The following is a 23,491-nucleotide window of genomic DNA, read 5'->3' as shown; positions in this document are numbered from 1 at the left end:
ACACCTTCAGATCGGTGTTACCGAGGGGGTGATAACGCATTGTTCCTCCGTGGGGGACTCGTAGAGGGCAGGCCGCTTCGGCATGGTCACGGCGACGGTCCGCCGCTCCTCGGCCGCCTGCAAGCAGGTCTCTGCGGCGACGCCCGCGGCATAGCCGTCCCAAGCGCCGGCCCCGCAGGCACCGTTGGTGCCGGCTGCGGTGACCCAGGACTGCAGTTGCCGTCGATAGGCGTCGGCGAACCGCGCCCGGAAGTCGCGGAAAACCGGCGTCGGCGTGAGGCCGGCGGTACTCGTTTCCCCGACCAGTTCGCAGCGGACGTCGTAGCCGTACTGCGCGTTGACGAAGATTTCGATGTCCGCGAGTACTCCGCTGCTGGTCTCCACGACCAGCAGGCGCGGGTCGCTCAGCCCGGCCGCGGCCAGGCTGCTGCTGCGCGGGGTGAACACCGACACCTGGGCGATGTCGGCCGACAGCAGCCAGCGGATGACGTCGAATTCGTGGACGGCCGAGTTCAGGATCGGCATTTCCGGGGTGAACCACGGCATGGCCACGGCGTTGCGGTGCGCGCAGTGCAGCATGAGCGGCGCACCGACGCGGCCGTCCCGCAGCGTCCGCTTCAGCTCGACGTAGGCCGGGTCGAAGCGGCGCATGTAGCCGACCTGCACCAGGCGACGGCCCAGAGCGACCTCGCGCTCGACGATGCGCAGACAGCCCGCAACCGTCGCGGCGAGGGGTTTCTCGCACAGGACCGGTTTCCCGGCGTCGAGGCAGGCCAGCACGAGGGGTTCGTGGGCCTCGTCGGGCGCGGCGATCACGACGGCGTCCACATCGGCCGCCGCGATGAGGTCTTCCGCGGCCGGGAACACGCGTGTCCCGGCACATTCGCCCGCGACCGCGTTGGCGCGGTCCAGGTCGGCGTCGGACACCGCCACCACGGTCGCGTCGCTGATCTCGGTGTGCAGGGTCCGGACGTGGGCCGACCCCATCGTGCCCGTGCCGATCACGCCCACTCGCAGCGTCATGTCCGCACTTCCTGGTACACCTCGGGATTGGCGACGTGTTCGGCATGGCCGCCGCCGAGGACCGCGGCCATGCCGGTGGCCATCTCGACGCAGGTGCGATGCCATGCCCGGGCGGAGATCCCCATGATGTGCGGGGTCAGCACGACGTCCGGGTGGTGGAACAGCGGGTGGTCGGCGGGTGGCTCGGGGTCGTAGACGTCGAGGCCGACACCGGCGAGGCGGCCGTCCAGCAGCGCGGCGTGCGCCGCGTCGAGGTCGAGCAGGCCACCCCGGGCACAGTTGACCAGGACGGCACCCGGCTTGACCTGCCGCAGCTCGGCCGCGCCGAGGAGGTGCCGGGTCTCGGGGGTCAGCGGCGCGTGCAGGCTGAGCACGTCCGCGGCCTCCAGCAGCCGGGGCAGGTCGGTCACGGTGATCCCGTCCGCTTGCCCCGCGTCGAGGTGCGGATCGCAGACGAGCACGTCGGCGCCGAAGCAGCGAGCCAGTTCGGCCACGCGCCGCCCGATCCGGCCGTAGCCGACGAGCCCGACGGTGGCGCCGTCGAGGTCGTACGCCGTGAGCCGGTTCCGCTGGGCCCACTTGCCCTCGCGGACCAGTGTGGTGTGCCGGCCGAGCTTCTTGAGCAGGTGCAGGGCGAGGGCCAGGGTGCCTTCGGCGACCGCCCGGGTGCCGGCGGTCGGGGTGACGACGACCGGCACCGACCGGGTGCTGGCCGCGTCGAGGTCCACACGATCAACGCCGACGCCGGTGCGGCCGATCACCCGCAGGTTCGGCGCGGCGTCGAGCAGCGCACGGTCCACCTGGCTGGTCGCGCGGGCGATGAGCCCGATCGTGTCCGGCAGCAGGGCACGCTGGTCGGCCGCGGATTCCGCGGTGACGAGCTCACCGAACGGCGAGAGCTGCTCGGCGACGAGTTCGTCCACGGGCCCCATGGCCATGATGACGGACCCGGTCATGGCTGGGTGTCCTTCTGTGCGTGGGGTTTGGTGGTGGAACGACGGACGACCAGGGTCGGCGCGATCAGGTCACGAATTCCGTTTTCCCCGGCGGATTCTCCGCCGTTGAGCCGGGCGAGGATGCGGGTGGCCGCCAGCTCACCGATCTCCTCGCTCCGCGGGTCCACTGAGGACAGTGAGAGGTGGCTGACCGCGGCGAGCGTGGTGTTGTCGTAGCCGACGATGGACAGGTCCGTGGGCACGGACAGGCCGGCATCGTCGGCCGCGGAGAGCGCGCCGACACCGGCGAGGTCGTTGAGCGCGACGATCGCCGTCGGACGGTCGCCGCCCAGCAGCCGCGCCGCGGCGGCGTGGCCGGACGGTTCGTCGTAGTCGCAGAACTCCACCTGGATGTACTGCGCGAGCCCGTGCGCGCGCATCGCGCCCTCGTAGCCACGCCGCCGCGCCTCGGCGACGCCGTCCGGGCCACCACCGATGTGGGCGATCCGCTGATGTCCCAGGTCGATCAGGTGCGTGGTCGCCTTGCGGCTGCCGTCCTCGTCGTCGTTGACCACGCTGTCGGCATACGGGAGTTCGTAGCTGTGGCTGCTGGCGACCACGGCGGGCACGGACTTCATCGCCTCGGCCAGCGCTTCGTCGTAGGGCAGCGTGCCGACGACGCACAGTCCTTCGACCCGCAGATCGATGAACGCCTCGGCGACGCCCGGGTCCACCTTGTTGTCGAGCTGGCCGCCGCCGATGAGCACCCGGAGACCATTGGCCTTCAGCACCCGGCGAAAGCCGTCGAGGATGTCGACGTACCAGGGGTTGCGCAGGTCGGACACGACGACGCCGATTGTCCGGGTGCGTCCCTCGACCAGGCTGCGCGCCACCGTGTTCGGCCGGTAGCCCAGTTCTTGCGCTGCCTGCAGCACTGCCTCCCGGCGGCCGTCGCTGACCTGCGGAGCCCCGCGCATCACCAGGGACACGAGCGACTTGGAAACCCTGGCGCGCCGGGCGACGTCGTTGATGGTGGGCCGGCGACCCTCCTGCTCGCTCATCGCACCGCCCCGGCGGGGACCGTCGCGGGAACCTTGAGCCAGCCGCCGTTCTCCGCCGAGCGCGCCATCGTGTCGACGACATGAGACGCGGTCAGCGCGTCGGCCACGCCCGGCGCCACCTGCTCGCCGGTTTCGATGGAACGCAGGAACAGCGCGGCTTCGACCACCTTCAGGTCGTCGTAGCTCATCGAAATCGCCGGCCCCGGCTGGAAGCGGCCGTAGTCGCCGTGGCCCGGTCCGGCCAGGACCGTGCGGTAGCCGTGGTCGGGGCCGCCGCGGCCGAGGCAGACCTCCAGTTCGTTCATGCGCTCGAAGTTCCAGGCGACCGAGCCCTCGGTGCCGTAGATCTCGAACCCGATCTGGCACCGTGGCCCGACCGTCACGCGGCTGGCTTCGACGGTGCCGACCGGTCCGTCGGCGAACCGCAGCAGCCCGGCGGCGTAGTCCTCGTTGTCCACCGGCGCCGTCGGCCCGCCCTCGATCACCGCGAAATGCGTACTGGGGCCGTCGCCGGGCAGCGGGCGTTCCGGGATCATGATCGACGTCAGCGCGCTCACCTCGGTGATCGGCCCCAGGAGGGACTGCAGCAGGTCTACCGCGTGCGTCATCAGGTCGCCCAGCACGCCAAGGCCCGCCCGGTCCCGTTGGAAGCGCCAGGACAGGGCGCCGTTGGGTTCGGCGGCGTAGTCGTTGAGGAACCGGCCGCGGACGTGGGTGATCCGGCCCAGCCGGCCGGAGGTGATCAGCTCGCGGGCGTGCGAGACCGAGGGGGCATGCCGGTAGTTGAACCCGACCGCGGTGCGGATCCCGGCCGCCTCGGCGGCGTCGGCGACCGCGATGGCGTCTTCGATGGTGCGGCCGACCGGCTTCTCGATCCAGAAGTGCTTTCCCGCGGCGGCAACGGCGGAGGCGATCTCCCGGTGCAGGTAATTGGGCGCGGTGATGCTGATGGCCTGGACGTCGGGGTGCGCGACGACGTCGCGCCAGTCGTCGGTGGCCTGCGCGTAACCCAGTGCGGCACGCGCGAATTCCTGCTGTTCGGCCAGCACGTCGGCGGCGATGATCAAGCGAGGTCGTAGTCCCAGCTCGGGATAGTGGTAGTTCACCCGGTCGTAGGACCTCGAGTGCAGCTTGCCCATCCAGCCGACGCTGATCAAACCGATCCCAAGTTCGGTGGTGCTCACGAGCCCTCCTCGCTGACGCTCGTCCGCCGCGTTCGCGGTGCTGCTGTGTCTGATGGTTCGCTCGCGGGCTCGCTCACACGATCTCCTTCTGTCGCCTCGTCGCGTTGTCCGCGGCTGTGTCGATGATGGTGCGGATGGCGTCGGCCACCGCCCCGGCGAGGATGCTGGAATCCGAACCTACGCCGACGAAAGTGAACCCGTCCGTGACGTATCCGGCCGCGCTCGCGGGGGTGGCGGCCAGGGTGCCGGCCGCGATGCCGGCGCCCCTGGCGGCGTCGAGCACCTGGCCGAGTGCGTCCAAGAAGTCGGGGTGGCGGACCTGCCCGGGGATCCCCATCGCGTGGCTGAGGTCGCGGGGTCCGACGAACAGGACGTCGACCCCGGGGACCGCGGCGATGGCCGCCGCGTTGGTGACCGCCTCAGGGCTCTCGATCTGGATGATGCCGAGGATCTCGTCGTTCGCCCGGTCGAGCGCGCCGGTGTCGAGCCCGAACCCGCACGCCCGGTTGTAGGTGGCCACACCGCGGTCGCCTTCGGGTGGATAGCGCAGATGCGCGATCGCCTCGGCGGCCTGCTCGGCGGTGTCGATGCGCGGGAACATGACCCCGCGGACGCCGAGGTCGAGTACCCGGCCGGCCCGGATCCGGTCGGCGGTTTCGACGCGCACGAGCGCGGCGACTCCCCGGGCTTCCGCGGCGAGGATTTGGGGGAGCAGGGCGTCTTCGCCGGTGCCGCCGTGTTCGAGGTCGATCAGCAGCCAGGCGGCGCCGCCGAGCGCGCAGGCCTCGGCGGCCAGCGGCGAGCCCAGGTTGACGAAGGTGCCCAGCGCCGGCCGTCCGGCCGCCATCAGGTCCACCAGCTGACGCCGGTTCATGCGTACCACCTCTGTGCTGTCTTCGCGGACTCGTACTCGCGGCGCTTCTCCTGCACCGCGGGGTCTCGGGACACCTCGGCCGGAGCCACGTCCCACCACACCCCGCCGGGTGGCAGGTTCTCCTGGGGCGCGGTCTCCACCACGATGACGGCCGGGCCGGTGTGCTCGCGGGCCTTGTGCAGCGCGGTCCGCACCTCTTCGGGTGTCGCGGCGGTGAAGGCGGCGGCGCCGAGCCCGCGGGCGATCGCCGCCAGGTCGAGGTCCACGTATCCGCCGGTCAACGCGCCGGGGTGGCCGTCGCGGCGGCGGAACTCGTTGCCGAAGTCGTTGCCGCTGGCGGTCATCTGGAGCCGCCGGATCACCTGGAACCCGTGGTTCTCCGAGATCACCACGGTGATCTTCAGGCCTTCCTGGACCGCGGTCGCCAGCTCGGTGGGTTGCATCAGGAACGTGCCGTCGCCGATGAAGGTGACCACCTCGCCGTCCGGCTGGGCGAGCCGCACGCCGATGCTCGCCGGCAGTTCATAGCCCATGCACGAGAAGCCGAACTCCAGGTGGCAGCCGCGGCCGTCCGTCGCGTCCCACACCTTGAGCAGGTCGCCGGGTGGTCCGCCGGCGGCGGCCACGACGGTGTCCCCGGAGCGCGCTTCCTCTTGGAGCACACCGATCAGCTGCCCCTGTGTCATCGGGCTGCTCGACGTACCGGCCAGTGCCCCGGCCCGGCGGGGTGCCCACTCGGCGCCGAGCGTCCGCGCCCGCTCGGCCCAGTCGGCGCGCGGCTCGACACCGGCGTCGCGGGCGGCCTCGGCCAGAGCCCGCAAGGCCAGCTTCGCGTCGGCGACGATCGCGGCCGCACCTTGCTTGACCGCGTCCTGCTCGGTGACGTTGATCGAGGCGAACCGGACCTCGGGGCCGGCGAACAACGACTGCGAGCCAGTCGCGAAGTCGGTCAGCCGGGTTCCGATGTGGACGATGAGATCCGCTTCGGCGGCAAGCGTGTTGGAGGCCGGGTTGCCTTCCAGGCCCAGTCCGCCGACCTGCCACCACTCGCGGGCCTGGACCGCGCCCTTGCCACCGAAGGTTTCCACGACCGGCAGGCCGAACTCCTCGGCCAGAGCCTCGAGTTCGGCGGTGGCTTCCGAGTAGTGAATGCCGCCGCCGGCGATCACCAAGGGCCGCTTCGCCGCGGCGAGCAGTCGCGCGACCTCCGCCACTTCGTCCGGGTGGGGGCTGCGCCGGCGGATGAGCCAGTCCTTCTCGGCGAAGAACTCCTCGGGGAAGTCGTAGGCCATCGACTGGACGTCCTGGGGCAGGGAGATCACGACCGCGCCGGTTTCCGCCGGGCTGGTCAGCACTCGCATGGCCGCGGGTAGCGCGGTCAGTAGTTGTTCGGGCCGGGTGATGCGGTCGAAGAACCGGGAGACCGGCCGGAACGTGTCGTTCACGGTGACGTCGGCCGCGGCCGGGTCCTCCAGCTGCTGCAGCACCACACCCTGGCGCCGGGTGGCGTAGGTGTCGCTGGGGAACAGCAGCACCGGTAGCCGGTTGATCGTGGCCAGCGCCGCGCCGGTGACCATGTTGGTCGAGCCCGGCCCGATCGACGCGGTCACCGCGAGCGTCGACTTCCGCCGGCTGGCCTTGGCGTATCCGACCGCGAGGTGGACCATCGATTGTTCGTTGCGGCCCTGGTAGTAGGTCAGCTCGCCGGAGTACTCGTCGAGCGCCTGGCCCATCCCGGCGACGTTGCCGTGGCCGAAGATGCCCAGCATCCCCGGCACCAGACGGCGGCGTTCGCCGTCACTGACGCTGTACTGCTTGCCCAGGTACAGCACGACCGCCTGCGCGGCGGTCACACGTACGGTGCCCATGCTCCCTCTTTCTTCGAAGTCTCTTGCGCGTTGCTAGCCGTGCAGCACGACCGTCTTCTCTTCGGTCATCTCGGCCACCGCGGCGCGGGGCCCTTCCTTGCCGAAGCCGCTGCCCTTGAAGCCGCCGTAGGGCATCAGGTCCGCGCGCCACAGGGGTGACCAGTTGACGTGCACGTTCCCGGCCTCGGCGTCGCGCGCGAAGCGGACGGCGTTCGAGACGTCCCGGGTGAAGATGCCCGCGCCGAGCCCGTACCGGCTGTTGTTGGCGATCGCCAGTGCGTCATCGACGGAATCGGCGGTGGTCACGGCGACCGCGGGCCCGAACAGTTCGTCCTGACTGAACGCCGAATCCGGATGGACGTCCGTCACGATCGCCGGCTGCACCACGGCACCGTCGCGATCCCCGCCGTACCAGATCTTGGCGCCGTCCACGGCCGCCTGCTGGATGGCGGCGTGCACGCGGTCGGCTTCCCGGGTGGTGATCAGCGGGCCCATCGTCGTCGCGTCGTCGAACGGGTCGCCGGTGCGGATCGCGGCGACCCGTTCCGTGAGCGCGTCGAGGAAGTCACCGGCGATGGACCGGTCGACGATGACCCGCTGCACGGAGATGCAGACCTGGCCGGCATTGCCGTAGCCGCCGATCGCGACCGAGTTCGCCGCGAGTTCGAGGTCGGCGTCGGGCAGCACGACCACTGGGCAGCTCGCGCCCAGCTCGAGGGACAGCTTCTTCACCCCGGCGACGCGCGTGATGTGTTCGCCGACCGCGGTGCTGCCGGTGAAGCTGATCTTGCGCACCCTAGGGTCCGAACACAGCACGTCGCCCAGTTCACTGCCCGGACCAGGCAGGACCGAGAGTGCCTGCGGCGGGAGCCCGGCTTCGAGCAGGAGATCGGCCAGCATCAGCGCGGTCAATGGGGTGGTCCGGGCCGGTTTCAGCACGACTGCGTTTCCCGCCGCCAACGCCGGTCCGATCTTGTGCAGCACGAGCAGCAACGGGAAATTGAACGGCGTGATCGCCACGACGACGCCACACGGCTGCCGCAGCGTGAAGCCCAGCTTCGATCGCCCGGCACCCTTGTGCGCGTCCAGCGGCAGCGAGTGGCCGTAGAGCTGGGTGCCTTCGAATGCCGACAGGCGAAGGATTTCGCCGGCCCGCGACGCTTCGCCAGTCGCTTCGGCCAGCGTCTTGCCGGACTCCGCACTGATCGTCGCGGCCAGCAGTTCGATGCGCTCGTCGGCGAGGGCCGCGGCCTTGAGCAGCACGGCTTGCCGGTCGTAGGCGGTGGTCTCCCGCTGGATCCGGGCGCCGGCCACCGCGGTGTCGAGTGCCCGGCGGGCGTCGTCGGCGGTGGCGATCGGGACGGTGTCGACGGCCTCGTCCGTGAAGGGGTTCCGGATCTCTTCCTGGGCGCTTCCGGCGGTCCACTCGCCGGCGACGAACATCTTCACGGCTGACCTCCCCACCGGGAAGGTGGTGGGGAAACGGCTTTGGAACGCTCCAAAATCGCAGGTGAGGGATGCGGCATTGCATTTCCGATCTGGTGGTCGCGAACCGGGAATTCCGTTGCGGGGAACCGCGGTGCTCCGACGGTGATGACGGCGATCAAGGGGTCCGGCCGGATGAGCCGGGCAGACCCTGGCGGCTGTTTGGAACGCTCCAAGCGTGCGCTGCGTCACCCGAATCTGTCAACACCTCGGCTGTAAAACGCCGGAAACAGGCCGTTTACCTGCGGGTTCTTTGCGCGGGGGTTGACAAGGCCGGCAATGAGGGTGCAGGGTCTCGTTCCCAAGTTGCGGGGTTGACCGGCAGCGCACCCATGGGTGCCGGTGCTTCACCTCTGGCAGGGCGCTTTAGAGCGCACCTGACCGGGAGTTTTGGTGCACGACGAGATCGGCAGCGGCAGACGAGCACGTCCGCCAGCGCCCCTTCGTCAGTAGGGGACCGACCTCCAGGGATCCCGGTTACATGCACACCATCGAACACTGGATCAACGGCACCGCCACCGCGGCGGGTTCGACCCGTACGGCGCCGGTCTACGACCCGGCCACCGGACGGCAACGGGCAGCGGTTCTGCTCGCGGAGGCGTCCGATGTGGACACCGCCGTGGCGGCCGCGAGCAAGGCCTTCGAATCGTGGGGCAACTCGTCGCTGTCGCGGCGGGCCAAGGTCATGTTCGCCTTCCGCGAGTTGCTGGTGAAGCACGAGGACGAGCTGGCCCGCATCATCTCCGGCGAGCACGGCAAGGTCGTCGACGACGCCCGCGGCGAGATCGTGCGCGGCCGTGAGGTCGTCGAGTACGCCTGCGGCATCGCCGACGCACTCAAGGGCAGCTTCTCCGACCAGGTCTCCCGCGACGTCGACGTGCACAACTTCCGGCAGCCGCTCGGGGTGGTCGCCGGGATCACGCCGTTCAACTTCCCGATCATGGTTCCTTCGTGGATGCACCCGATGGCGATCGCCACCGGCAACACCTTCATCCTCAAGCCGAGCGAGCGCGATCCGTCCGTGTCGGCGCTGTACGCCGAGCTGTACGCCGAGGCAGGGCTGCCCGAGGGCGTGTTCAACGTCGTCAACGGCGACAAGGTCGCGGTCGACGCGATCCTCGACCATCCGGACATCGCCGCGGTGTCGTTCGTCGGCTCGACCCCCATCGCGAAGTACGTGCACGAGCGCGGTACCGCGGCCGGCAAACGCGTCCAGGCCCTCGGTGGTGCGAAGAACCACGCGGTCGTGCTGCCGGACGCCGATCTGGAGTACGCCGCCGGCCACCTCACCGCCGCCGCGTTCGGCTCGGCCGGGCAGCGGTGCATGGCGATCTCGGTCGGGGTCGCCGTCGGACCGGCCGGTGACAAGCTGGTCGAGATCCTCGGGCGCAAGGCCCGCGAGGTCAAGGTCGGGCCCGGCACCGACCCGGCCAGCGACATGGGCCCGGTCGTCACCCAGGCCGCCCGCGAGCGCGTGGTCAACGCCGTCGCCCGCGGCGCCGAGCAAGGCGCGTCGGTGGTGGTCGACGGTCGCGGGCTGACCGTGGCCGGCCACGAAGACGGCTTCTTCGTCGGACCTTCCCTGCTGGACCGCGTCACGCCGGACATGCAGGCCTACCAGGAGGAGATCTTCGGCCCGGTGCTGGCGATCGTCCGCGCCGGGAGCGTGGACGAGGCGATCGAGATCATCAACGCCAATCCGTACGGCAACGGCACCGCGATCTTCACCGCCAGTGGCGAGGCCGCACGCAGGTTCCAGCGTGAGGTCAAGGTCGGCATGATCGGCGTCAACGTGCCGATCCCCGTGCCGATGTCCTACTACTCCTTCGGCGGCTGGAAGGACTCGCTCATCGGCGACAGCCCCATCCACGGTCCCGAAGGTATCCGTTTCTACACCCGCGCCAAGGTCGTCACCACCCGCTGGCCCCACACCGAGGCCGCCTTCAATTTCCCGACAGCAAACTGAAAATCAACTTTCCCCGCACAAAGAGGTGTACGAAATGAAAAGAAATCGTGCTGTCCCATTCTTTGCCGTGCTCGCGGCCTCTGCTGTGATAGTCGCAGGCTGTAGTAGCTCCGGCGGGAAACAACAGGAGCAATCCGGTGCGGCCGCCGCCGCGGGGGTCGCGAACACGCCGCGGATGAAGGTCGCGATGATCACCCATGCGACCCCGGGCGACACATTCTGGGACATCGTGCAGAAAGGCGCCCAGGCCGCCGCCGCCAAGGACAACATGGAGTTCGTCTACTCCAATGACCCCGACGGCCCCAAGCAGGCGACCCTGATGCAGAACGCGATCGACCAGAAGGTCGACGGCATCGTGGTCGACCTGGCCCATCCGGACGCGATGGCCGGCGCCGTGGCGAAGGCGAAGGCAGCCGGAATCCCTGTCGTGGCCTTCAACTCCGGGCTGGACGACTGGCAGCGGCTCGGCGTATTGGCTTTCTTCGGACAGGACGAGTCGCTGGCCGGGCAGGCGTTCGGCAACCGGCTCAACGACGTCGGGGCCAAGCACGCGCTGTGCGTGATCCAGGAGCAGGGCCAGGTCGCGCTGGAGGCCCGGTGTGCCGGGCTGAAGCAGGCGTTCAAGGGGCAGAGTGAGCTGCTCTACGTCAACGGCGCCGATCCGTCGGCGGTGCAGAGCACCATCCAGGCCAAGCTCCAGCAGGACCCGAGCCTCGACTTCGTCGCCACGCTCGGTGCGCCGATCGCGCAGCTCGCGGTCCAGTCGGTCGCCGGTGCGGGCAGCTCGGCGAAGGTCGCGACGTTCGACACGAACAAGGCGCTCGTGCAGCTGGTCAAGGACGGCTCGGTGCAGTGGTCGGTGGACCAGCAGCCTTACCTCGAAGGCTATCTGGCCGTCGACGCGCTGTGGCTGTACAAGGTCAACGGCAACGTCAGCGGTGGCGGCAAGCCGGTGCTCACCGGGCCGTCCTTCATCACGAAGGACAACATCGACGCGGTCGCCGAGTTCGCAAGCAACGGTACCCGATGACCGCCTCGCCAGGCGCCGGCTCGGTGCCCTCTCCTAGGAGAATCCCATGACGCAAGCACTCACCCCCGTGCCTGCCGCGCCGGAGACCCGCCGCGTCCAGGTCCAGCCACGCTCCTTCACCCGCCGGGTGATCTCCCGCCCCGAGCTGAGCTCGCTGCTCGGCGTCATCGCGGTGTTCGTGCTGTTCCTCGCCGTCGCCCCACCGTTCCGCTCGCCGGCTTCACTGTCCACAGTGCTCTACTCGAGCTCGACGATCGGGATCGTCGCGGTCGCGGTCGCCCTGCTCATGATCGGCGGTGAGTTCGATCTGTCGGCGGGGGTGGCGGTCACCAGTTCGTCCCTGACCGGCTCGATGGTCGCCTACCAGTTCTCAGTCAACGTGTGGGTCGGCGTCGTCGCCGCTCTCGTGGTGTCGCTGGGCATCGGGTTCCTCAACGGGTACCTCGTGGTACGCACGAAGCTGCCGAGCTTCCTGATCACTTTGGCGACTTTCCTGATGCTGCAAGGGCTCAACCTCGCGGTGACGAAGGTCGTCACCGGGAATGTCGCCTCCGACTCCATCGCCGACATGGACGGCTTCGATTCGGCCAAAGAGATCTTCGCCGCCGACATCCCGATCGGCGGAGTCACCGTCAAGATCACCGTGTTCTGGTGGATCCTGTTCGTGGCGGTGGCGACCTGGATCCTGCTGCGCACGAAGGCGGGCAACTGGATCTTCGCCGTCGGCGGCCAGGCCGAGTCGTCGCGGGCGGTCGGCGTGCCGGTCAAGCAGACCAAGATCGGGCTGTTCATGGCCGTCGGGTTCCTGGCCTGGTTCGGCGGCATGCACCAGCTGTTCGCGTTCGACTCGGTCCAGTCGGGCACGGGCATCGGGCAGGAACTGCTGTTCATCGCGGCGGCGGTGATCGGTGGTTGCCTGCTGACCGGTGGCTACGGATCGGCGATCGGCGCCGGGATCGGCGCCCTGATCTACGGAGCGACCACGCAGGGCATCGTCTACGCGGGCTGGAATCCGGACTGGGTGAAATTCTTCGTCGGCGCGACCCTGCTCATCGCGACACTACTCAACATGTGGGTGCGGCTGCGCACCTCGAGGAGGTGAGCGGCCATGACTGAAAAGGCTCCCGTCGTGGAACTGGTCGGCATCGGCAAGAACTACGGCAACATCACGGCGTTGCGCGGCGTCAGTATCGCGGTGCGCGACGCGGAAGTCACCTGCGTGCTCGGCGACAACGGCGCCGGCAAGTCCACCCTGATCAAGATCATTTCCGGGCTGCACTGCCACGACGAGGGCGAGTACCGGGTCGACGGCACCCCGGTGCAGTTCGCGTCGCCACGCGAAGCGCTGGACCGGGGCATCGCCACGGTGTACCAGGACCTGGCCGTGGTGCCGCTGATGCCGGTCTGGCGCAACTTCTTCCTCGGGTCCGAGCTGACGGAGGGCGTCTGGCCGTTCCGCAGCCTGGACACGGAGCGAATGCGCCAGACGACGGTCGACGAGTTGGCCAAGATGGGCATCGAACTGCCCGACGTGGACGCACCCATCGGCAGCCTTTCCGGCGGACAACGTCAGTGCGTAGCGATCGCACGGGCGATCTACTTCGGAGCGCGTGTGCTGATCCTCGACGAGCCGACCGCCGCGCTCGGCGTCAAGCAGTCCGGCGTGGTGCTCAAGTACGTCGCCGCCGCCCGCGACGCCGGCCTCGGCGTCATCTTCATCACCCACAACCCGCACCACGCGTTCATGGTGGGCGACCACTTCATCGTGCTGCGGCAAGGCGAGATCGAGCTCAACGCCACCCGGCGGGAACTCACGTTGGACGACCTCACCCACCACATGGCCGGCGGTGCCGAACTGGAGTCACTCAAGCACGAACTCAACCGGTTGCCCGCGCCGGAAATGGGTGCGTTGCAGGAAGTCTCCCCGACCGGGTGAGACGGGCAGGGCTTTCCTCGCGCGGCACGCGAGGAAAGCCCTTGCCGCTCGGGACATCGCCCCGGTCAGGCGCGTGGGGTCGTGAGTGTTTACGAGTGTTAGAACACTTGTTGCCACTCGCGACCCAACCGGAGAAGCGCTTTCTCGCCTAACTGCGTTAGCGAGTGAAGTTCAGCGAGCTACGGCCTGCGTAAACAGCCTCGGCACCGAGTTCTTCTTCGATGCGGATGAGCTGGTTGTACTTGGCGGTGCGGTCGGACCTCGACAGCGAGCCGGTCTTGATCTGGCCGCAGTTGGTGGCCACCGCGAGGTCGGCGATCGTGGTGTCCTCGGTCTCGCCGGAGCGGTGCGACATGACGACCGAGTACCCGGCCTTGTGCGCGGTCTCCACCGTGGTCAGCGTTTCGGTGAGGGTGCCGATCTGGTTGACCTTGACCAGGATCGAGTTCGCGATTCCCTGGTCGATGCCGTCCTGGAGCAGTTTCACGTTGGTACAGAACACGTCGTCGCCGACGAGCTGGCAGCGGTCGCCGATCCCGTCGGTGATCAGCTTCCAGCCCAGCATGTCGTCCTGCGCCATGCCGTCCTCGATCGAGACGATGGGGAACTTCGCCACCAGTTCGCTCAGGTAGGCGACATGCTCTTCGACCGAGCGCTTGCGGCCTTCGCCCTGGTAGTCGTACACGCCGTCGGCGTAGAACTCCGACGCGGCGGGATCCAGCAGTAGCGCGACGTCCTCGCCGGGGGTGTAGCCGGACCGCTCGATGGCGCCGACGACGAATTCGAGAGCTTCGTCCGCGGTGCTGAGGTTCGGGGCGAAACCGCCTTCGTCGCCGACGTTGGTGTTGTGCCCGGCGTCGTGCAGGGACTTGCGCAGGGTGTGGAACACCTCGGAGCCGATGCGGACGGCTTCGGAGAAGCTCTCCGCGCCGACCGGCGCGATCATGAACTCCTGGAAGTCGATCGCGTTGTCGGCGTGCGCACCGCCGTTGATGATGTTCATCATCGGCATCGGGAGCAGGTGCGCGAACACGCCGCCCACGTAGCGGTAGAGCGGCACCCGGTGCGCGGCGGCCGCGGCCTTGGCGACCGCGAGTGAGACACCCAGTGTCGCGTTCGCGCCGAGCCTGGCCTTGTTGTCCGTGCCGTCCAGCTCGATCATGATCCGGTCGATGTCGGCCTGACCCTCGGCCTGCAGTCCCTTGATCGCGTCGGCGATCTCACCGTTCACGGCGTCGACGGCCTTGCGGACGCCCTTGCCATGGAACCGGGTCTTGTCGCCGTCGCGAAGTTCGACCGCTTCCTTCGTGCCGGTCGACGCGCCCGACGGGACCGCGGCGCGACCGAGGGATCCGTCCTCGAGGTGGACGTCGACCTCGACGGTGGGATTGCCGCGGCTGTCCAGAATTTGCCGTCCTGCGACTCGGACAATGGCTGTCATTTCACTCCTTGATGGGGACGGCGTCATCGATCCCGGTTCGCTCGCCGGTGAGCGCTTCGAGGATGCGCACGAAGCATAGCGACAAGTACTGATGAGAAGATCAAATGCGACGCCGCTGGGGAGCGAGCCCGAGCGCCGTGGCTTGTCGCCGCAGGTCCCACCCACCCGAGTTGCGTGCCGCTCTCAGCCACGCCGTCGGGCGGCGGTTTCCAGCGCACCGCCGATCACGCGGAAAGCACGGGCCACGTCCGAGCCCTGCCGATCGGTCAGCGCGTCGATGACCTCGGCCTCGAGCACGAGGCGGCGAGGGATGACATCGTCGACCGCGGCGGCACCCGTATCGCTGATCGTGACCAAGGCACTCCGCTTGTCCGCGGGGTTGGCCACCCGTTTCACCAGGCCACGTCGCTCCAGCTTTGTCAACGCCTTGCTCAGGGCGGCCGCGGACTTCCCTATGGTCTGGGCGAGACGGCGGGCGATGATGGGCTCCGGCGCGTGGCGAAGGTGGAACAGCACGTCGAACTCGGACGAGCTGATCGCCGAAGTCTCAAACACGGGTTCGAGCAGGAATTCGAGCATGGCGTTGGCGTGCTTGAGGCCGCCGAAGAGTGTCATCGGGGTCAAGTCGAGATCTGGGCGTACCGCACGCCACTGATCCCAGGTCGCCGCCTCGCTGCCGGCCACGGTCACCTCACTTCGTCAACGGGTACATTACGGCTTAACTGTATCGAGGTGGGTGATACAGGTTCGGGTGTATCCACAAGGTGACAGGTCCAGTCTCGCGCGGGTGTGCTCGACCCCGCCGAAGCTATCTCACCGGGATCGACGTCGACGGCGAGTACGTCACCTCGGTCCTGCCGGGACTGCTGATGGCCGGGCTCGGGCTGGGTGTCGTATTCGGCTCGGCGAAGAGCTCGGCCGCCGCGGGAGCGGCGCCGTCGCAGTCAGGCATCGCGTCGGCAACGGTGAACACCACACAACAGGTCGGCGGTTCGGTCGGCATCGCGCTGCTGACCAGCTTGTCGCTGTCGGCCACGCGTAGCGGCGACGAAGTCGCCGGGTATCACGCGGCCTTTTGGGGAGCGTCGGTCTCGTTGGTGATCGCCGCCCTCGTCGCTGGCGTACTTATCCGCGCCGCGCAGCCGAACCAGCGTCGTGACCGAAGGAGAACGCATGTCCCAGCCCAGGACCGCCGGGCGATTGGCCCGCGCTGTCGACCTTCTCCAGAGCAGGGCCTTGGGCCTGGCGCCCGTACGAACCCGCTACACCGTCGACCGTGGCGTGCGGGTACCCACCCGGGACGGCGCCGTTCTCGTAAGCGACCACTACGCGCCCACCGGTGTTGCCCTCGGGACGGTGCTCATCAGGACGCCCTATGGGAGGGGACTGCCGGTGAGTCTCTTCCACGGCCGGATGCTCGCCGGGCGTGGTTACCACGTCATCGTGCAGAGTGTTCGTGGCACCGGCGGTTCCACCGGTGACTTCCGGCCGATCGTCCAGGAAGCAGCGGACGCCCAGGACGCGGTCGCGTGGCTGCGGGCACAGTCCTGGTTCGACGGACGCCTCGCGACCTTGGGCGGGTCCTACCTCGGCTGGGCGCAGTGGGCCTTGCTCGAGGACCCGCCCAGTGAGCTGTGCGCCAGTGTGATCATGGTCGGTCCGCACGACTTCGGCCGCGCGGTGCGAGGCAGCGGAGCGTTGGCGTTGGCGGACTTCCTGAGCTGGAGTGCGACGGTCGAAGCTCAAGGAGTTGGCGGTCTTCGCGGCGTTCGGGAGATGGTCGCGGCACGTAAGCGGACAGCCGCGGCACTCAGTACACCGTCTCCCGCCGGGGACATCGCGACGACCGCACTGGGCGGCCGGGGTGCTTGGTTTCACGAATGGCTGGCTCACGACGATCTCGGAGATCCGTACTGGGCGCCGTACGGCGCGTCATCGGTCTTGAAGAGCGTCAGTGTCCCGACGCTGCTTATCGGCGGATGGCAGGACGTCTTTCTCGAGCAGACCATCGAACAGTATCTGGCGTTGTCCGGGCACAACCCCGAGGTCGGGCTGACGGTCGGCCCGTGGACACATCTCGACACCGCGGTCAAGGCGTCCAAGGTGGCCGACGCGGAAACCCTCACGTGGCTCGATCGTCATCTCGGAAACAGGGGCACAGGACGACAGGCGAAAGTGCGGATTTACGTTACCGGTGCCGAAGAATGGCGCAGTCTGTCCAGTTGGCCCCCCAAAACCGCGGAATGGGCTCTCTACCCGAACACTGACGGACGTCTCGCCGAGGATCCCCATGAGGGGCTGGTCGAATTCCATTACGATCCCGGCGACCCGACTCCGGCGGTCGGTGGCCGCCACATGTCGCCGGGTGCGGGCAGTCGTGACAACCGGAAGCTGGAAGAGCGCGAAGACGTGATCACGTTCACGTCGGACCCGCTGCCCGGAAATCTGGAGGTATTCGGCGTCCCTCGCCTGCGGCTGGGGTTGCGCCCGGCCGCCCCGGACAGCGGCATCTTCGTACGCGTATGCGATGTCGACACCCGGGGCAGGTCCTGGAATGTGTCCGAGACGTTCCACAAGCTGGACGGTCCGGGAAAAGCGGTCGTGGAAACCAGCCCTTGCGCTCATCGGTTCCGGGCTGGTCACCGCATACGTCTTCAAATCTCCGGTGGAGCTTATCCGCGATACGACCGCAACCCGAATTCCGTCAGCTATCTGATCGATTGCGGGGATTCCTCGCTCCACCTCCCGACCGGGAACCCATAGAAAGCTGGAAGGACGGCGGGCCACGTGCGGCTCGCCGTCCTTCCAGCGTATGAGAAGTTCTTCTCTGTTCAGTTCTTCAGGTTCTGGTTGAGGAAGTCGATCAGCGGGTCGGCTACCTCGGTCGTCGTCCACTGCGGGGCGCTTTTGGTGTCACCGGTGAAGGACAGATCGCCGTGCCCGCCGCCTTCGACGACGTAACGGGTGCTGTTCGCCCCGGCGGCTCGCAAAGCGTTGTGCAGTTTGAGGGTCTGACTGGGCGAGATCAGCTTGTCCGCGCTGCCGTGGAAGATCACGAACGGCGGGTCGCCGGGCTTGATGTGGGTGATGGGGTTGGCCGCCGCGACCGTCGCGGGGGTGTCGGCCAATGACTGGGTGCTGTCCGGCCCGTTCACGTACTTCGCCGCGATGGCCATCAACGGCGCCATCGCCTGCTGGGAAGCCGGGTCATAGTCCGATTCGAGTTGTGAGAGCTCGGAAGCGCCGAACTTGTCGACGACAGCCTGGACGTCGCTGCTCTGGTCGAGATTGTCGCCGGCGTCGTACTGCTTGTCTCCGTTGGTCACCCCGACCATGGCCACCAGGTAGCCGCCGGCCGAGTCGCCCCAGACACCGACCTTGCCCGGGTCGATCTGATAGGTCGACGCATGGGCCCGGAGGTATCGGATGGCGGACTTCACGTCGGCGATGCTGTCGGTGTAGGTGGCGCCGTCAGGCTGTACCCGGTACTGGACGCTCGCCACGACGAATCCGGCGTTCGCGGCGTAGCTGCGCAACGGGAGGTTGCCCTCCTTGCCGGACTGGACGAACCCGCCACCGGGGACGTAGACGACCAGCGGTTTCGGCCCGGGGGTCTGCGGCACCTGGATGTCCATCAGGAGCTGCTTCGTTTGGCCGTTGGCGAGCTTCGGCGAGGCGTAAGCGACGTTGCTCTTGGTCTCGACCTGAGTCTTCCCGCACTGGATCTGGTGTGCCTGGTCCGGCTTGAGGACCGTGCTGGTGCTGGTGTCCACGGGCACCGTCAGCGTCACCTCGGGCGCTGTCCCGGCCGGACCCTGGCCTGGTGCGCCTGGGGGAGTGGGGGGCATCGGACTGTCCGGGCAGCTCGCGGAAACGGTGGACGGCGTTGCGGGAGAGTTGGCCGGCGCACCGGTCGAACTGTCTGAACACGCGGCCGCGGTGAGGGCGCTCACCGCGGCCAGCGCGATCAGGGACATCCTGGCTGATTGCATGGAGTGGCTCCTGTGCTCGGCTGAGGGTTGTCGAGGACGCTGGGAATCGTTTTGACCATTGACAAGTCAACCGGCTGCGGTTGTCAGAAAACTTGGTCGCCGGAGTGAAAGCTTTCACTCATTCGAGCGGACGGAGGGACGTCGTAAACTGATCATTAACTGGTTAACTACTAGTTACGGTAGCACGGCCCAGTTCGGTCGCGCCTGACAATGAGTTCGGCACCCGGGTGTACTTGATCACCGACTAACTGCGGCGAAAATCGTGCCCTGCTGGTCATTCGACGGAAACCACGATGGCTTCCCGTTCGGCTGCCGATGGTTCACGGAAGGCGAGCACGGCGGCGAGTGTGACGAAACAGGTCAGCAGCATGTACGCGGAGACCGACAGTGAGGATCCGGTGATCCCGATCAGCCAGGTCGCCACCAGCGGCGCGAACCCGCCCCCGAGGACCGCGCCGAACGCGTAGGCGAAGGAGACACCGCTGTACCTGACCGAGGTCGGGAAGAGTTCGGCGTACGCGGCTGCTTGCGGTCCGTAGGTCAGGCCCAGGCCGACGGCCAGTGCGACGACCGCGACCAGCATCAGCGGCACGGAACGGGTGTCGAAGAGCAGGAAGAAAGGAAACGCCCACGCTGTCAGCGCCAGGGTCCCGACGAGGTAGGTGCGCCGGCGCCCCCAGCTGTCGGAGAGGTGGCCGGCGAAGAGGGTGAAGACGCCCCATGCGACCGCGCCGACCATGCCGATCATCAGCATGGTGGAACTCGGTAAACCGAGTGTCCGGGTGCCGTATGAGGTGACGAAGGCAATGAGAATGTACCCGATCATGTTGTTCGCGATGAACAAGCCGATGGCCACCAGCAGTTCGCGACGATGGGATCGCATCAATTGCTTCAGTGGAGCCGAGCGGCGACGCCGCCGTTGACGAAGTTCGACGAACACGGGACTTTCGGAAACCTTGGTGCGAATAAAGAAGCCGACGCCGATCAGGACGACTGACAACAGGAACGGGATTCGCCACCCCCATGATTGGAACTGCTCTGTCGTCGTCGTGGTCGTCACGGCGAAGAAAGCCAGGTTCGCCAGGAGCAGGCCGATCGGGACGCCGATCTGCGGGAACGAGCCGAAGAGCCCGCGGCGTCCCGGTGGAGCGTGTTCGACCGACATGAGCGCGGCGCCGCCCCATTCGCCACCGGCCGAGAGCCCTTGCAGCAGTCGCAGAACCACCAGCAGCACCGGCGCGGCCAGGCCGATCGACTGGTAGCTGGGCAGCAGGCCGACACCGACGGTGGCGATACCCATCGTGAGCAGGGTTGCGACCAGCACGGCTTTCCGGCCGAACCGGTCCCCGAGGTGACCGGCGATCACGCCGCCGATCGGTCGTGCGACGAAACTGACGCCCAGTGTGGCGAACGAGGCCAGCAGGGCGCTGGTTCCGTCCAGTGCGGGGAAGAACTGCTTGCCGAACACCAGGCCTGCCGCGGAGGCGTAGACGAAGAAGTCGTACCACTCGATGCTCGTGCCGACCAGGCTTGCGCCGATGACACGTCGTAGCCGGCGCCTGTCGTCGATCACCGGGGCAGATTCGGCGGAGGCACTGCTGGGGTGACTGGACGTCATCGGGCAGCCCCTTTCGGGCGCGACTGGCCCCGGTGGCCGGGTGCCAGTAGAATGTTAACTGGTTGACTACCGCTAAGCTATGTCACGCGAGCTGCCGGCGCCAGAGTTCCCGGTGTCCGGATTGTCTTCGGGATCGCGGAAGAACAGGCTCACCCGGTTTTCAAGGTCGATTTCGACGGGAAAGCTCATCACGTCCTTATAGAAGGCTCTCGTCTCCTTCATCTTCCCGCAGAGCAGGATCGTATAGTCTAAATTACGGATTTCCTTGATGCTCATTGCGGTGAATCCTCGAGTTCTGCGCGGGTGCGACCATATCCTGACCAGAATGATCCGCTCAAACATCGAGGTCACAACAAGCGACCATGACCGGCCTGCCGCAGGACATGGGCAAATGCTCACCCAGTGCTCAGGTAAATGCGGAAAGGTTTGAATTCGCGCGGGAAGGTACAAAGTTATACGTTGGGTCGGGCTTCGCCGAGCGCGGGCGGCAGCAGAGGCGAAATCGTCTGCGGCAGGCCGGTGTCAGGGCCGTGGCGGTCGTATGTCAGGTCTGTCGGCGAATGTGGCCGTAGCAACCGCCACGAAAGGAAATCCGATGACTCAGACGGTTCCCGTCCCGCACGGCCTTCCCATGGACCGCGATGCGGGCCCCTTCGACCCGCCCCGCCAGATCACCCTGCTGCGCGACGCTCGCCCGGTCAGTCCCATGGTCTTCCCCGACGGTCACGAGGGCTGGCTCGTCACCGGCTACGACGCTGTCCGCCGGCTCATGGCGGACACCCGGTTCAGCTCCCGCCTGGACATCGACGTCATCCACATGCCGTTCGAGACCCCCGGTATGCCCGTCGCCACCGAACCTTCCCCGCAGATACCGGGCATGTTCATCGCCATGGACCCGCCGGACCAGACCCGGCTGCGGAAAAGGCTCACCGGCGCCTTCACCGTCAAGCGTATGAAGCAGCTCGAAGAGCACATCATCGACATCACGGCGCGGCAACTGGACGAACTGGCCCGCTTGACCCCGCCGGTCGACCTGGTCAAGGAGTTCGCGTTGCCGGTGCCCTCGCTGGTGATCTGCGAACTGCTCGGTGTCCCCTACGCCGACCGGGAGAACTTCCAGGTCAACTCCGCCAAGTTCCTGGTCAAGGACCAGTCGCTCGACGAGAAGATCGCCGCGTACGTCGCACTGACCACATACCTGTCCGAACTGGTCACGCGGAAACGCGCCGTGCCCGACGATGACATCCTGTCCGACCTGGCCCGCCACGACGACCTCACCATCGAGGAGCTGACCGGCGCCGCCTTCCTGCTGCTGCTCGCGGGCCACGAGACCACCGCCAACATGCTGGCACTGGGCACCTTCGCGCTCCTGGAGAACCCCGAGCAGGTGGCCGAAGTGCGCGCCGACCCGGAGCTGCTGCCCAACGCCGTCGAGGAACTCCTGCGCTACCTGTCCATCGCCGACATCTTCTATCGCTACGCCACGGAGGACATCGAACTCGGTGGCGAAACAATCGGCAAGGGCTCGACCGTCGTCGTCTCGCTGCTGGCCGCCAACCACGACCCCCGGCACTTCGACAACCCCGACACCCTCGACATCCACCGCAAGGCCCGCGGTCACCTGTCCTTCGGTCACGGCGTCCACCAATGCCTCGGCCAGCAACTGGCCCGCATCGAGATGCGCGCCGGTTTCGAGGGACTGCTGCGCCGCTTCCCGACCCTCGAGCTCGCCGTCCCTGCCGGCGAGGTGAAACTCAAGACCGACATGAACATCTACGGCGTCCACGAACTACCGGTCACCTGGACGGAAACGGCCCGGTAGACCGTCGGCCGGGTAGGCACTGGACTCGGCCCGGTCCCATTTCCCGAAGACCGGAGGTGGGCGGCGCGCACGATCGGCCGGCTCGCGGCGACCGTGCGCGCCGTCCGCCACCGCGTTCTGACGGGGTAGCGGCACGAGCGCGGGCGAACCTTCCTACTGGTCGTGCTGTCGGCGCACCATCTCGGTGATCCAGATGGGCGCGAACGGAGACGTGCAGTTCGGGGGAGTCGGGTAGTCCTTGAGCACCTCCAGGCGCTCACCGACGTCGGTGGCACGGGCGCGATGCTCAGCGTGCTCGATCCCGATCTGAGCCAAGCAGTGGTTCATCGCCCACTGCAGGCGATCCGGGGCGTCTCTCATCTCCGCCTCGATGACGTCGAGCAGTCCCGCGAGGTCGAGGCCCTCGGGCTTTTTGGCCACGCGTTCGGTGGTCAGCGCCCAGCCGGCACTCGCGACCACTGGATCCGGATCGGCGGACCAGGCCAGGCGCAGCTCTTCGACATGCGGGTTCTTCTTCACCACGTAGTTCACGAACCAGTCGTGCACCTTGGGGGTGCGCGCCTCGCGCAACATGACGTCCAACTCGTCACGCTCGAACGCCTTCGGGCGGCAGATCAGGAGCGCCAGCAGTCTCGCCGCGGTGTCAGCCGTCTCCCAGAGCCGGCGCGCGAGTTGCTGCTGCGTTTTCAGTCGCTTCGCGAGCGCGCGCAGTTTGCTGAGGTTCACACCGTGATCGTCACCGTGTTTCTCGTTCACCTCGCGTGTCTTCGGGTCTTCGAGCGCGGCCAGTTCGGCCATCACCTCGGCCACCGTCACCTCAGCCTCCTGTCGATCACGTGTGAGGTTGGAGCCTACGGGGAAAGCACATAATGGACAGACCATGCGCTTGCTGATCACCTGGTTCCCCACGTCCTGGCTGCCGGCCGGCAATTCTGAGATACCGCAATATCTGATCACTCGGCGACCTCGTCTTACGTTTGCCGGGAAGCAGAATCACGCAACGCTGGTGGATGCCTCTCGCTTGAATTGATTTTTCCTTGGCAAGAACAAACATCCCAGCTCAGAGTCCCTGAACGAGGCGCGCTACAAAAGTATTGGGAAGGGCACGTCCGGGTTCGTAAATCAGACTGGGCCGGAGAGTATGCCGTTGGCGAAAGTACCGGGGTGGTTGGCGGAGTCCTGGCGCACGACGGGGAGGTCCGAAGGCCAGTCGGCGGTGAGACCTGTGTCATCCGCTGTGGCGTGCGACGTCGTTT

The 23,491-nt window shown here is 67.6% G+C and carries 20 protein-coding genes; 6 read left to right on the top strand and 14 right to left on the bottom strand.

Annotation, left to right across the window (positions count from 1 at the left end; genetic code table 11):
* Nucleotides 1-6: 6 nt before the first annotated feature.
* The 7 genes from VGP60_RS11265 to VGP60_RS11235 all read right to left on the bottom strand — a co-directional run bounded on the left by VGP60_RS11265 (nt 7) and on the right by VGP60_RS11235 (nt 8,388).
* Nucleotides 7-1,023, bottom strand: coding sequence for a Gfo/Idh/MocA family oxidoreductase (locus tag VGP60_RS11265; protein WP_327547882.1), 1,017 nt, complete (start codon nt 1,021-1,023; stop codon nt 7-9).
* Nucleotides 1,020-1,979, bottom strand: coding sequence for an NAD(P)-dependent oxidoreductase (locus tag VGP60_RS11260; RefSeq protein WP_327547881.1), 960 nt, complete (start codon nt 1,977-1,979; stop codon nt 1,020-1,022). The genes VGP60_RS11265 and VGP60_RS11260 overlap by 4 nt, the downstream gene beginning before the upstream one ends.
* A complete protein-coding gene (locus VGP60_RS11255) occupies nt 1,976-3,019 on the bottom strand; it encodes a LacI family DNA-binding transcriptional regulator (RefSeq protein WP_327547880.1) in 1,044 nt (347 codons plus the stop codon). Before VGP60_RS11255 ends, VGP60_RS11260 begins: the two co-directional genes overlap by 4 nt.
* On the bottom strand, nt 3,016-4,203 hold the full coding sequence (locus VGP60_RS11250; RefSeq protein ID WP_327547879.1) for a Gfo/Idh/MocA family oxidoreductase: 1,188 nt from the start codon (nt 4,201-4,203) through the stop codon (nt 3,016-3,018). Before VGP60_RS11250 ends, VGP60_RS11255 begins: the two co-directional genes overlap by 4 nt.
* 73 nt (nt 4,204-4,276) lie before the next feature.
* Nucleotides 4,277-5,077, bottom strand: coding sequence for an HpcH/HpaI aldolase family protein (locus tag VGP60_RS11245; protein ID WP_327547878.1), 801 nt, complete (start codon nt 5,075-5,077; stop codon nt 4,277-4,279).
* A complete protein-coding gene (gene iolD / locus VGP60_RS11240; protein WP_327547877.1) occupies nt 5,074-6,945 on the bottom strand; it encodes a 3D-(3,5/4)-trihydroxycyclohexane-1,2-dione acylhydrolase (decyclizing) in 1,872 nt (623 codons plus the stop codon). The genes VGP60_RS11245 and iolD overlap by 4 nt, the downstream gene beginning before the upstream one ends.
* Nucleotides 6,946-6,978: 33 nt before the next feature.
* Nucleotides 6,979-8,388, bottom strand: coding sequence for an aldehyde dehydrogenase family protein (locus tag VGP60_RS11235; RefSeq protein ID WP_327547910.1), 1,410 nt, complete (start codon nt 8,386-8,388; stop codon nt 6,979-6,981).
* A gap of 523 nt (nt 8,389-8,911) precedes the next feature.
* On the opposite strand from VGP60_RS11235, the gene VGP60_RS11230 reads away from it, so the two are divergent.
* The 4 genes from VGP60_RS11230 (at nt 8,912) to VGP60_RS11215 (ending at nt 13,362) form a co-directional block, all read left to right on the top strand.
* A complete protein-coding gene (locus VGP60_RS11230; RefSeq protein WP_327547876.1) occupies nt 8,912-10,396 on the top strand; it encodes a CoA-acylating methylmalonate-semialdehyde dehydrogenase in 1,485 nt (494 codons plus the stop codon).
* 187 nt (nt 10,397-10,583) lie between these two features.
* A complete protein-coding gene (locus VGP60_RS11225; protein ID WP_327547875.1) occupies nt 10,584-11,426 on the top strand; it encodes a substrate-binding domain-containing protein in 843 nt (280 codons plus the stop codon).
* Nucleotides 11,427-11,472: 46 nt separating this feature from the next.
* Complete coding sequence (locus tag VGP60_RS11220) at nt 11,473-12,528, top strand: ABC transporter permease (RefSeq protein ID WP_327547874.1); 1,056 nt, start codon at nt 11,473-11,475, stop codon at nt 12,526-12,528.
* Nucleotides 12,529-12,534: 6 nt separating this feature from the next.
* Nucleotides 12,535-13,362 carry an ATP-binding cassette domain-containing protein gene (locus VGP60_RS11215; RefSeq protein ID WP_327547873.1) on the top strand — a complete coding sequence of 276 codons (828 nt, stop codon included), beginning with the start codon at nt 12,535-12,537 and terminating at the stop codon, nt 13,360-13,362.
* A gap of 157 nt (nt 13,363-13,519) precedes the next feature.
* Here the strand turns inward: VGP60_RS11215 and eno are convergent, their stop codons facing one another.
* The 3 genes from eno to VGP60_RS11200 form a co-directional block, all read right to left on the bottom strand.
* The gene (gene eno / locus VGP60_RS11210; protein ID WP_327547872.1) at nt 13,520-14,803 is read right to left on the bottom strand and encodes a phosphopyruvate hydratase; all 1,284 of its coding nucleotides are present in this window, start codon (nt 14,801-14,803) and stop codon (nt 13,520-13,522) included.
* A 183-nt stretch (nt 14,804-14,986) separates the two neighbouring features.
* Complete coding sequence (locus VGP60_RS11205) at nt 14,987-15,487, bottom strand: MarR family winged helix-turn-helix transcriptional regulator (RefSeq protein ID WP_327547871.1); 501 nt, start codon at nt 15,485-15,487, stop codon at nt 14,987-14,989.
* A gap of 124 nt (nt 15,488-15,611) precedes the next feature.
* Entirely contained in the window at nt 15,612-15,839 is a 228-nt protein-coding gene (locus tag VGP60_RS11200) for a hypothetical protein (RefSeq protein WP_327547870.1), read from the bottom strand.
* 137 nt (nt 15,840-15,976) lie between these two features.
* Between VGP60_RS11200 and VGP60_RS11195 the strand changes: the two genes are divergently transcribed.
* Nucleotides 15,977-17,566 carry a CocE/NonD family hydrolase gene (locus tag VGP60_RS11195; protein WP_327547869.1) on the top strand — a complete coding sequence of 530 codons (1,590 nt, stop codon included), beginning with the start codon at nt 15,977-15,979 and terminating at the stop codon, nt 17,564-17,566.
* Between the two features lie 68 nt (nt 17,567-17,634).
* On the opposite strand, the gene VGP60_RS11190 is transcribed toward VGP60_RS11195, so the two are convergent.
* From VGP60_RS11190 to VGP60_RS11180, 3 genes are all read right to left on the bottom strand, one after another.
* Nucleotides 17,635-18,795, bottom strand: coding sequence for an alpha/beta hydrolase (locus VGP60_RS11190; RefSeq protein ID WP_327547868.1), 1,161 nt, complete (start codon nt 18,793-18,795; stop codon nt 17,635-17,637).
* Nucleotides 18,796-19,069: 274 nt separating this feature from the next.
* On the bottom strand, nt 19,070-20,413 hold the full coding sequence (locus tag VGP60_RS11185) for an MFS transporter (protein ID WP_327547867.1): 1,344 nt from the start codon (nt 20,411-20,413) through the stop codon (nt 19,070-19,072).
* Between the two features lie 72 nt (nt 20,414-20,485).
* Nucleotides 20,486-20,689 carry a hypothetical protein gene (locus tag VGP60_RS11180; RefSeq protein ID WP_327547866.1) on the bottom strand — a complete coding sequence of 68 codons (204 nt, stop codon included), beginning with the start codon at nt 20,687-20,689 and terminating at the stop codon, nt 20,486-20,488.
* 319 nt (nt 20,690-21,008) lie between these two features.
* Between VGP60_RS11180 and VGP60_RS11175 the strand changes: the two genes are divergently transcribed.
* Nucleotides 21,009-22,235 (top strand): cytochrome P450, encoded by a 1,227-nt coding sequence (locus VGP60_RS11175; RefSeq protein WP_327547865.1) that lies wholly within the window; start codon nt 21,009-21,011, stop codon nt 22,233-22,235.
* Between the two features lie 153 nt (nt 22,236-22,388).
* Here VGP60_RS11175 and VGP60_RS11170 read toward each other — a convergent pair whose 3' ends face one another.
* Nucleotides 22,389-23,033 carry a DNA alkylation repair protein gene (locus VGP60_RS11170; protein WP_327547909.1) on the bottom strand — a complete coding sequence of 215 codons (645 nt, stop codon included), beginning with the start codon at nt 23,031-23,033 and terminating at the stop codon, nt 22,389-22,391.
* Nucleotides 23,034-23,491: the final 458 nt, after the last annotated feature.

The organism is Amycolatopsis sp. (assembly GCF_036008905.1).
In the GTDB taxonomy this organism is placed as follows: Bacteria; Actinomycetota; Actinomycetes; order Mycobacteriales; family Pseudonocardiaceae; genus Amycolatopsis.
The sequence above is the reverse complement of the archived record's forward strand: the minus strand, read 5'-3'. Positions and strand labels throughout refer to the sequence as shown.

Coding starts and splice junctions, on each gene's coding strand:
- VGP60_RS11265 (WP_327547882.1), bottom strand. CDS start 1,023: ATGACGCTGCGAGTGGGCGTGATCGGCACGGGCACGATGGGGTCGGCC.
- VGP60_RS11260 (WP_327547881.1), bottom strand. CDS start 1,979: ATGACCGGGTCCGTCATCATGGCCATGGGGCCCGTGGACGAACTCGTC.
- VGP60_RS11255 (WP_327547880.1), bottom strand. CDS start 3,019: ATGAGCGAGCAGGAGGGTCGCCGGCCCACCATCAACGACGTCGCCCGG.
- VGP60_RS11245 (WP_327547878.1), bottom strand. CDS start 5,077: ATGAACCGGCGTCAGCTGGTGGACCTGATGGCGGCCGGACGGCCGGCG.
- iolD (WP_327547877.1), bottom strand. CDS start 6,945: ATGGGCACCGTACGTGTGACCGCCGCGCAGGCGGTCGTGCTGTACCTG.
- VGP60_RS11235 (WP_327547910.1), bottom strand. CDS start 8,388: ATGTTCGTCGCCGGCGAGTGGACCGCCGGAAGCGCCCAGGAAGAGATC.
- VGP60_RS11230 (WP_327547876.1), top strand. CDS start 8,912: ATGCACACCATCGAACACTGGATCAACGGCACCGCCACCGCGGCGGGT.
- VGP60_RS11225 (WP_327547875.1), top strand. CDS start 10,584: ATGATCACCCATGCGACCCCGGGCGACACATTCTGGGACATCGTGCAG.
- VGP60_RS11220 (WP_327547874.1), top strand. CDS start 11,473: ATGACGCAAGCACTCACCCCCGTGCCTGCCGCGCCGGAGACCCGCCGC.
- VGP60_RS11215 (WP_327547873.1), top strand. CDS start 12,535: ATGACTGAAAAGGCTCCCGTCGTGGAACTGGTCGGCATCGGCAAGAAC.
- eno (WP_327547872.1), bottom strand. CDS start 14,803: ATGACAGCCATTGTCCGAGTCGCAGGACGGCAAATTCTGGACAGCCGC.
- VGP60_RS11195 (WP_327547869.1), top strand. CDS start 15,977: ATGTCCCAGCCCAGGACCGCCGGGCGATTGGCCCGCGCTGTCGACCTT.
- VGP60_RS11190 (WP_327547868.1), bottom strand. CDS start 18,795: ATGCAATCAGCCAGGATGTCCCTGATCGCGCTGGCCGCGGTGAGCGCC.
- VGP60_RS11185 (WP_327547867.1), bottom strand. CDS start 20,413: ATGACGTCCAGTCACCCCAGCAGTGCCTCCGCCGAATCTGCCCCGGTG.
- VGP60_RS11180 (WP_327547866.1), bottom strand. CDS start 20,689: ATGAGCATCAAGGAAATCCGTAATTTAGACTATACGATCCTGCTCTGC.
- VGP60_RS11175 (WP_327547865.1), top strand. CDS start 21,009: ATGACTCAGACGGTTCCCGTCCCGCACGGCCTTCCCATGGACCGCGAT.
- VGP60_RS11170 (WP_327547909.1), bottom strand. CDS start 23,033: ATGGCCGAACTGGCCGCGCTCGAAGACCCGAAGACACGCGAGGTGAAC.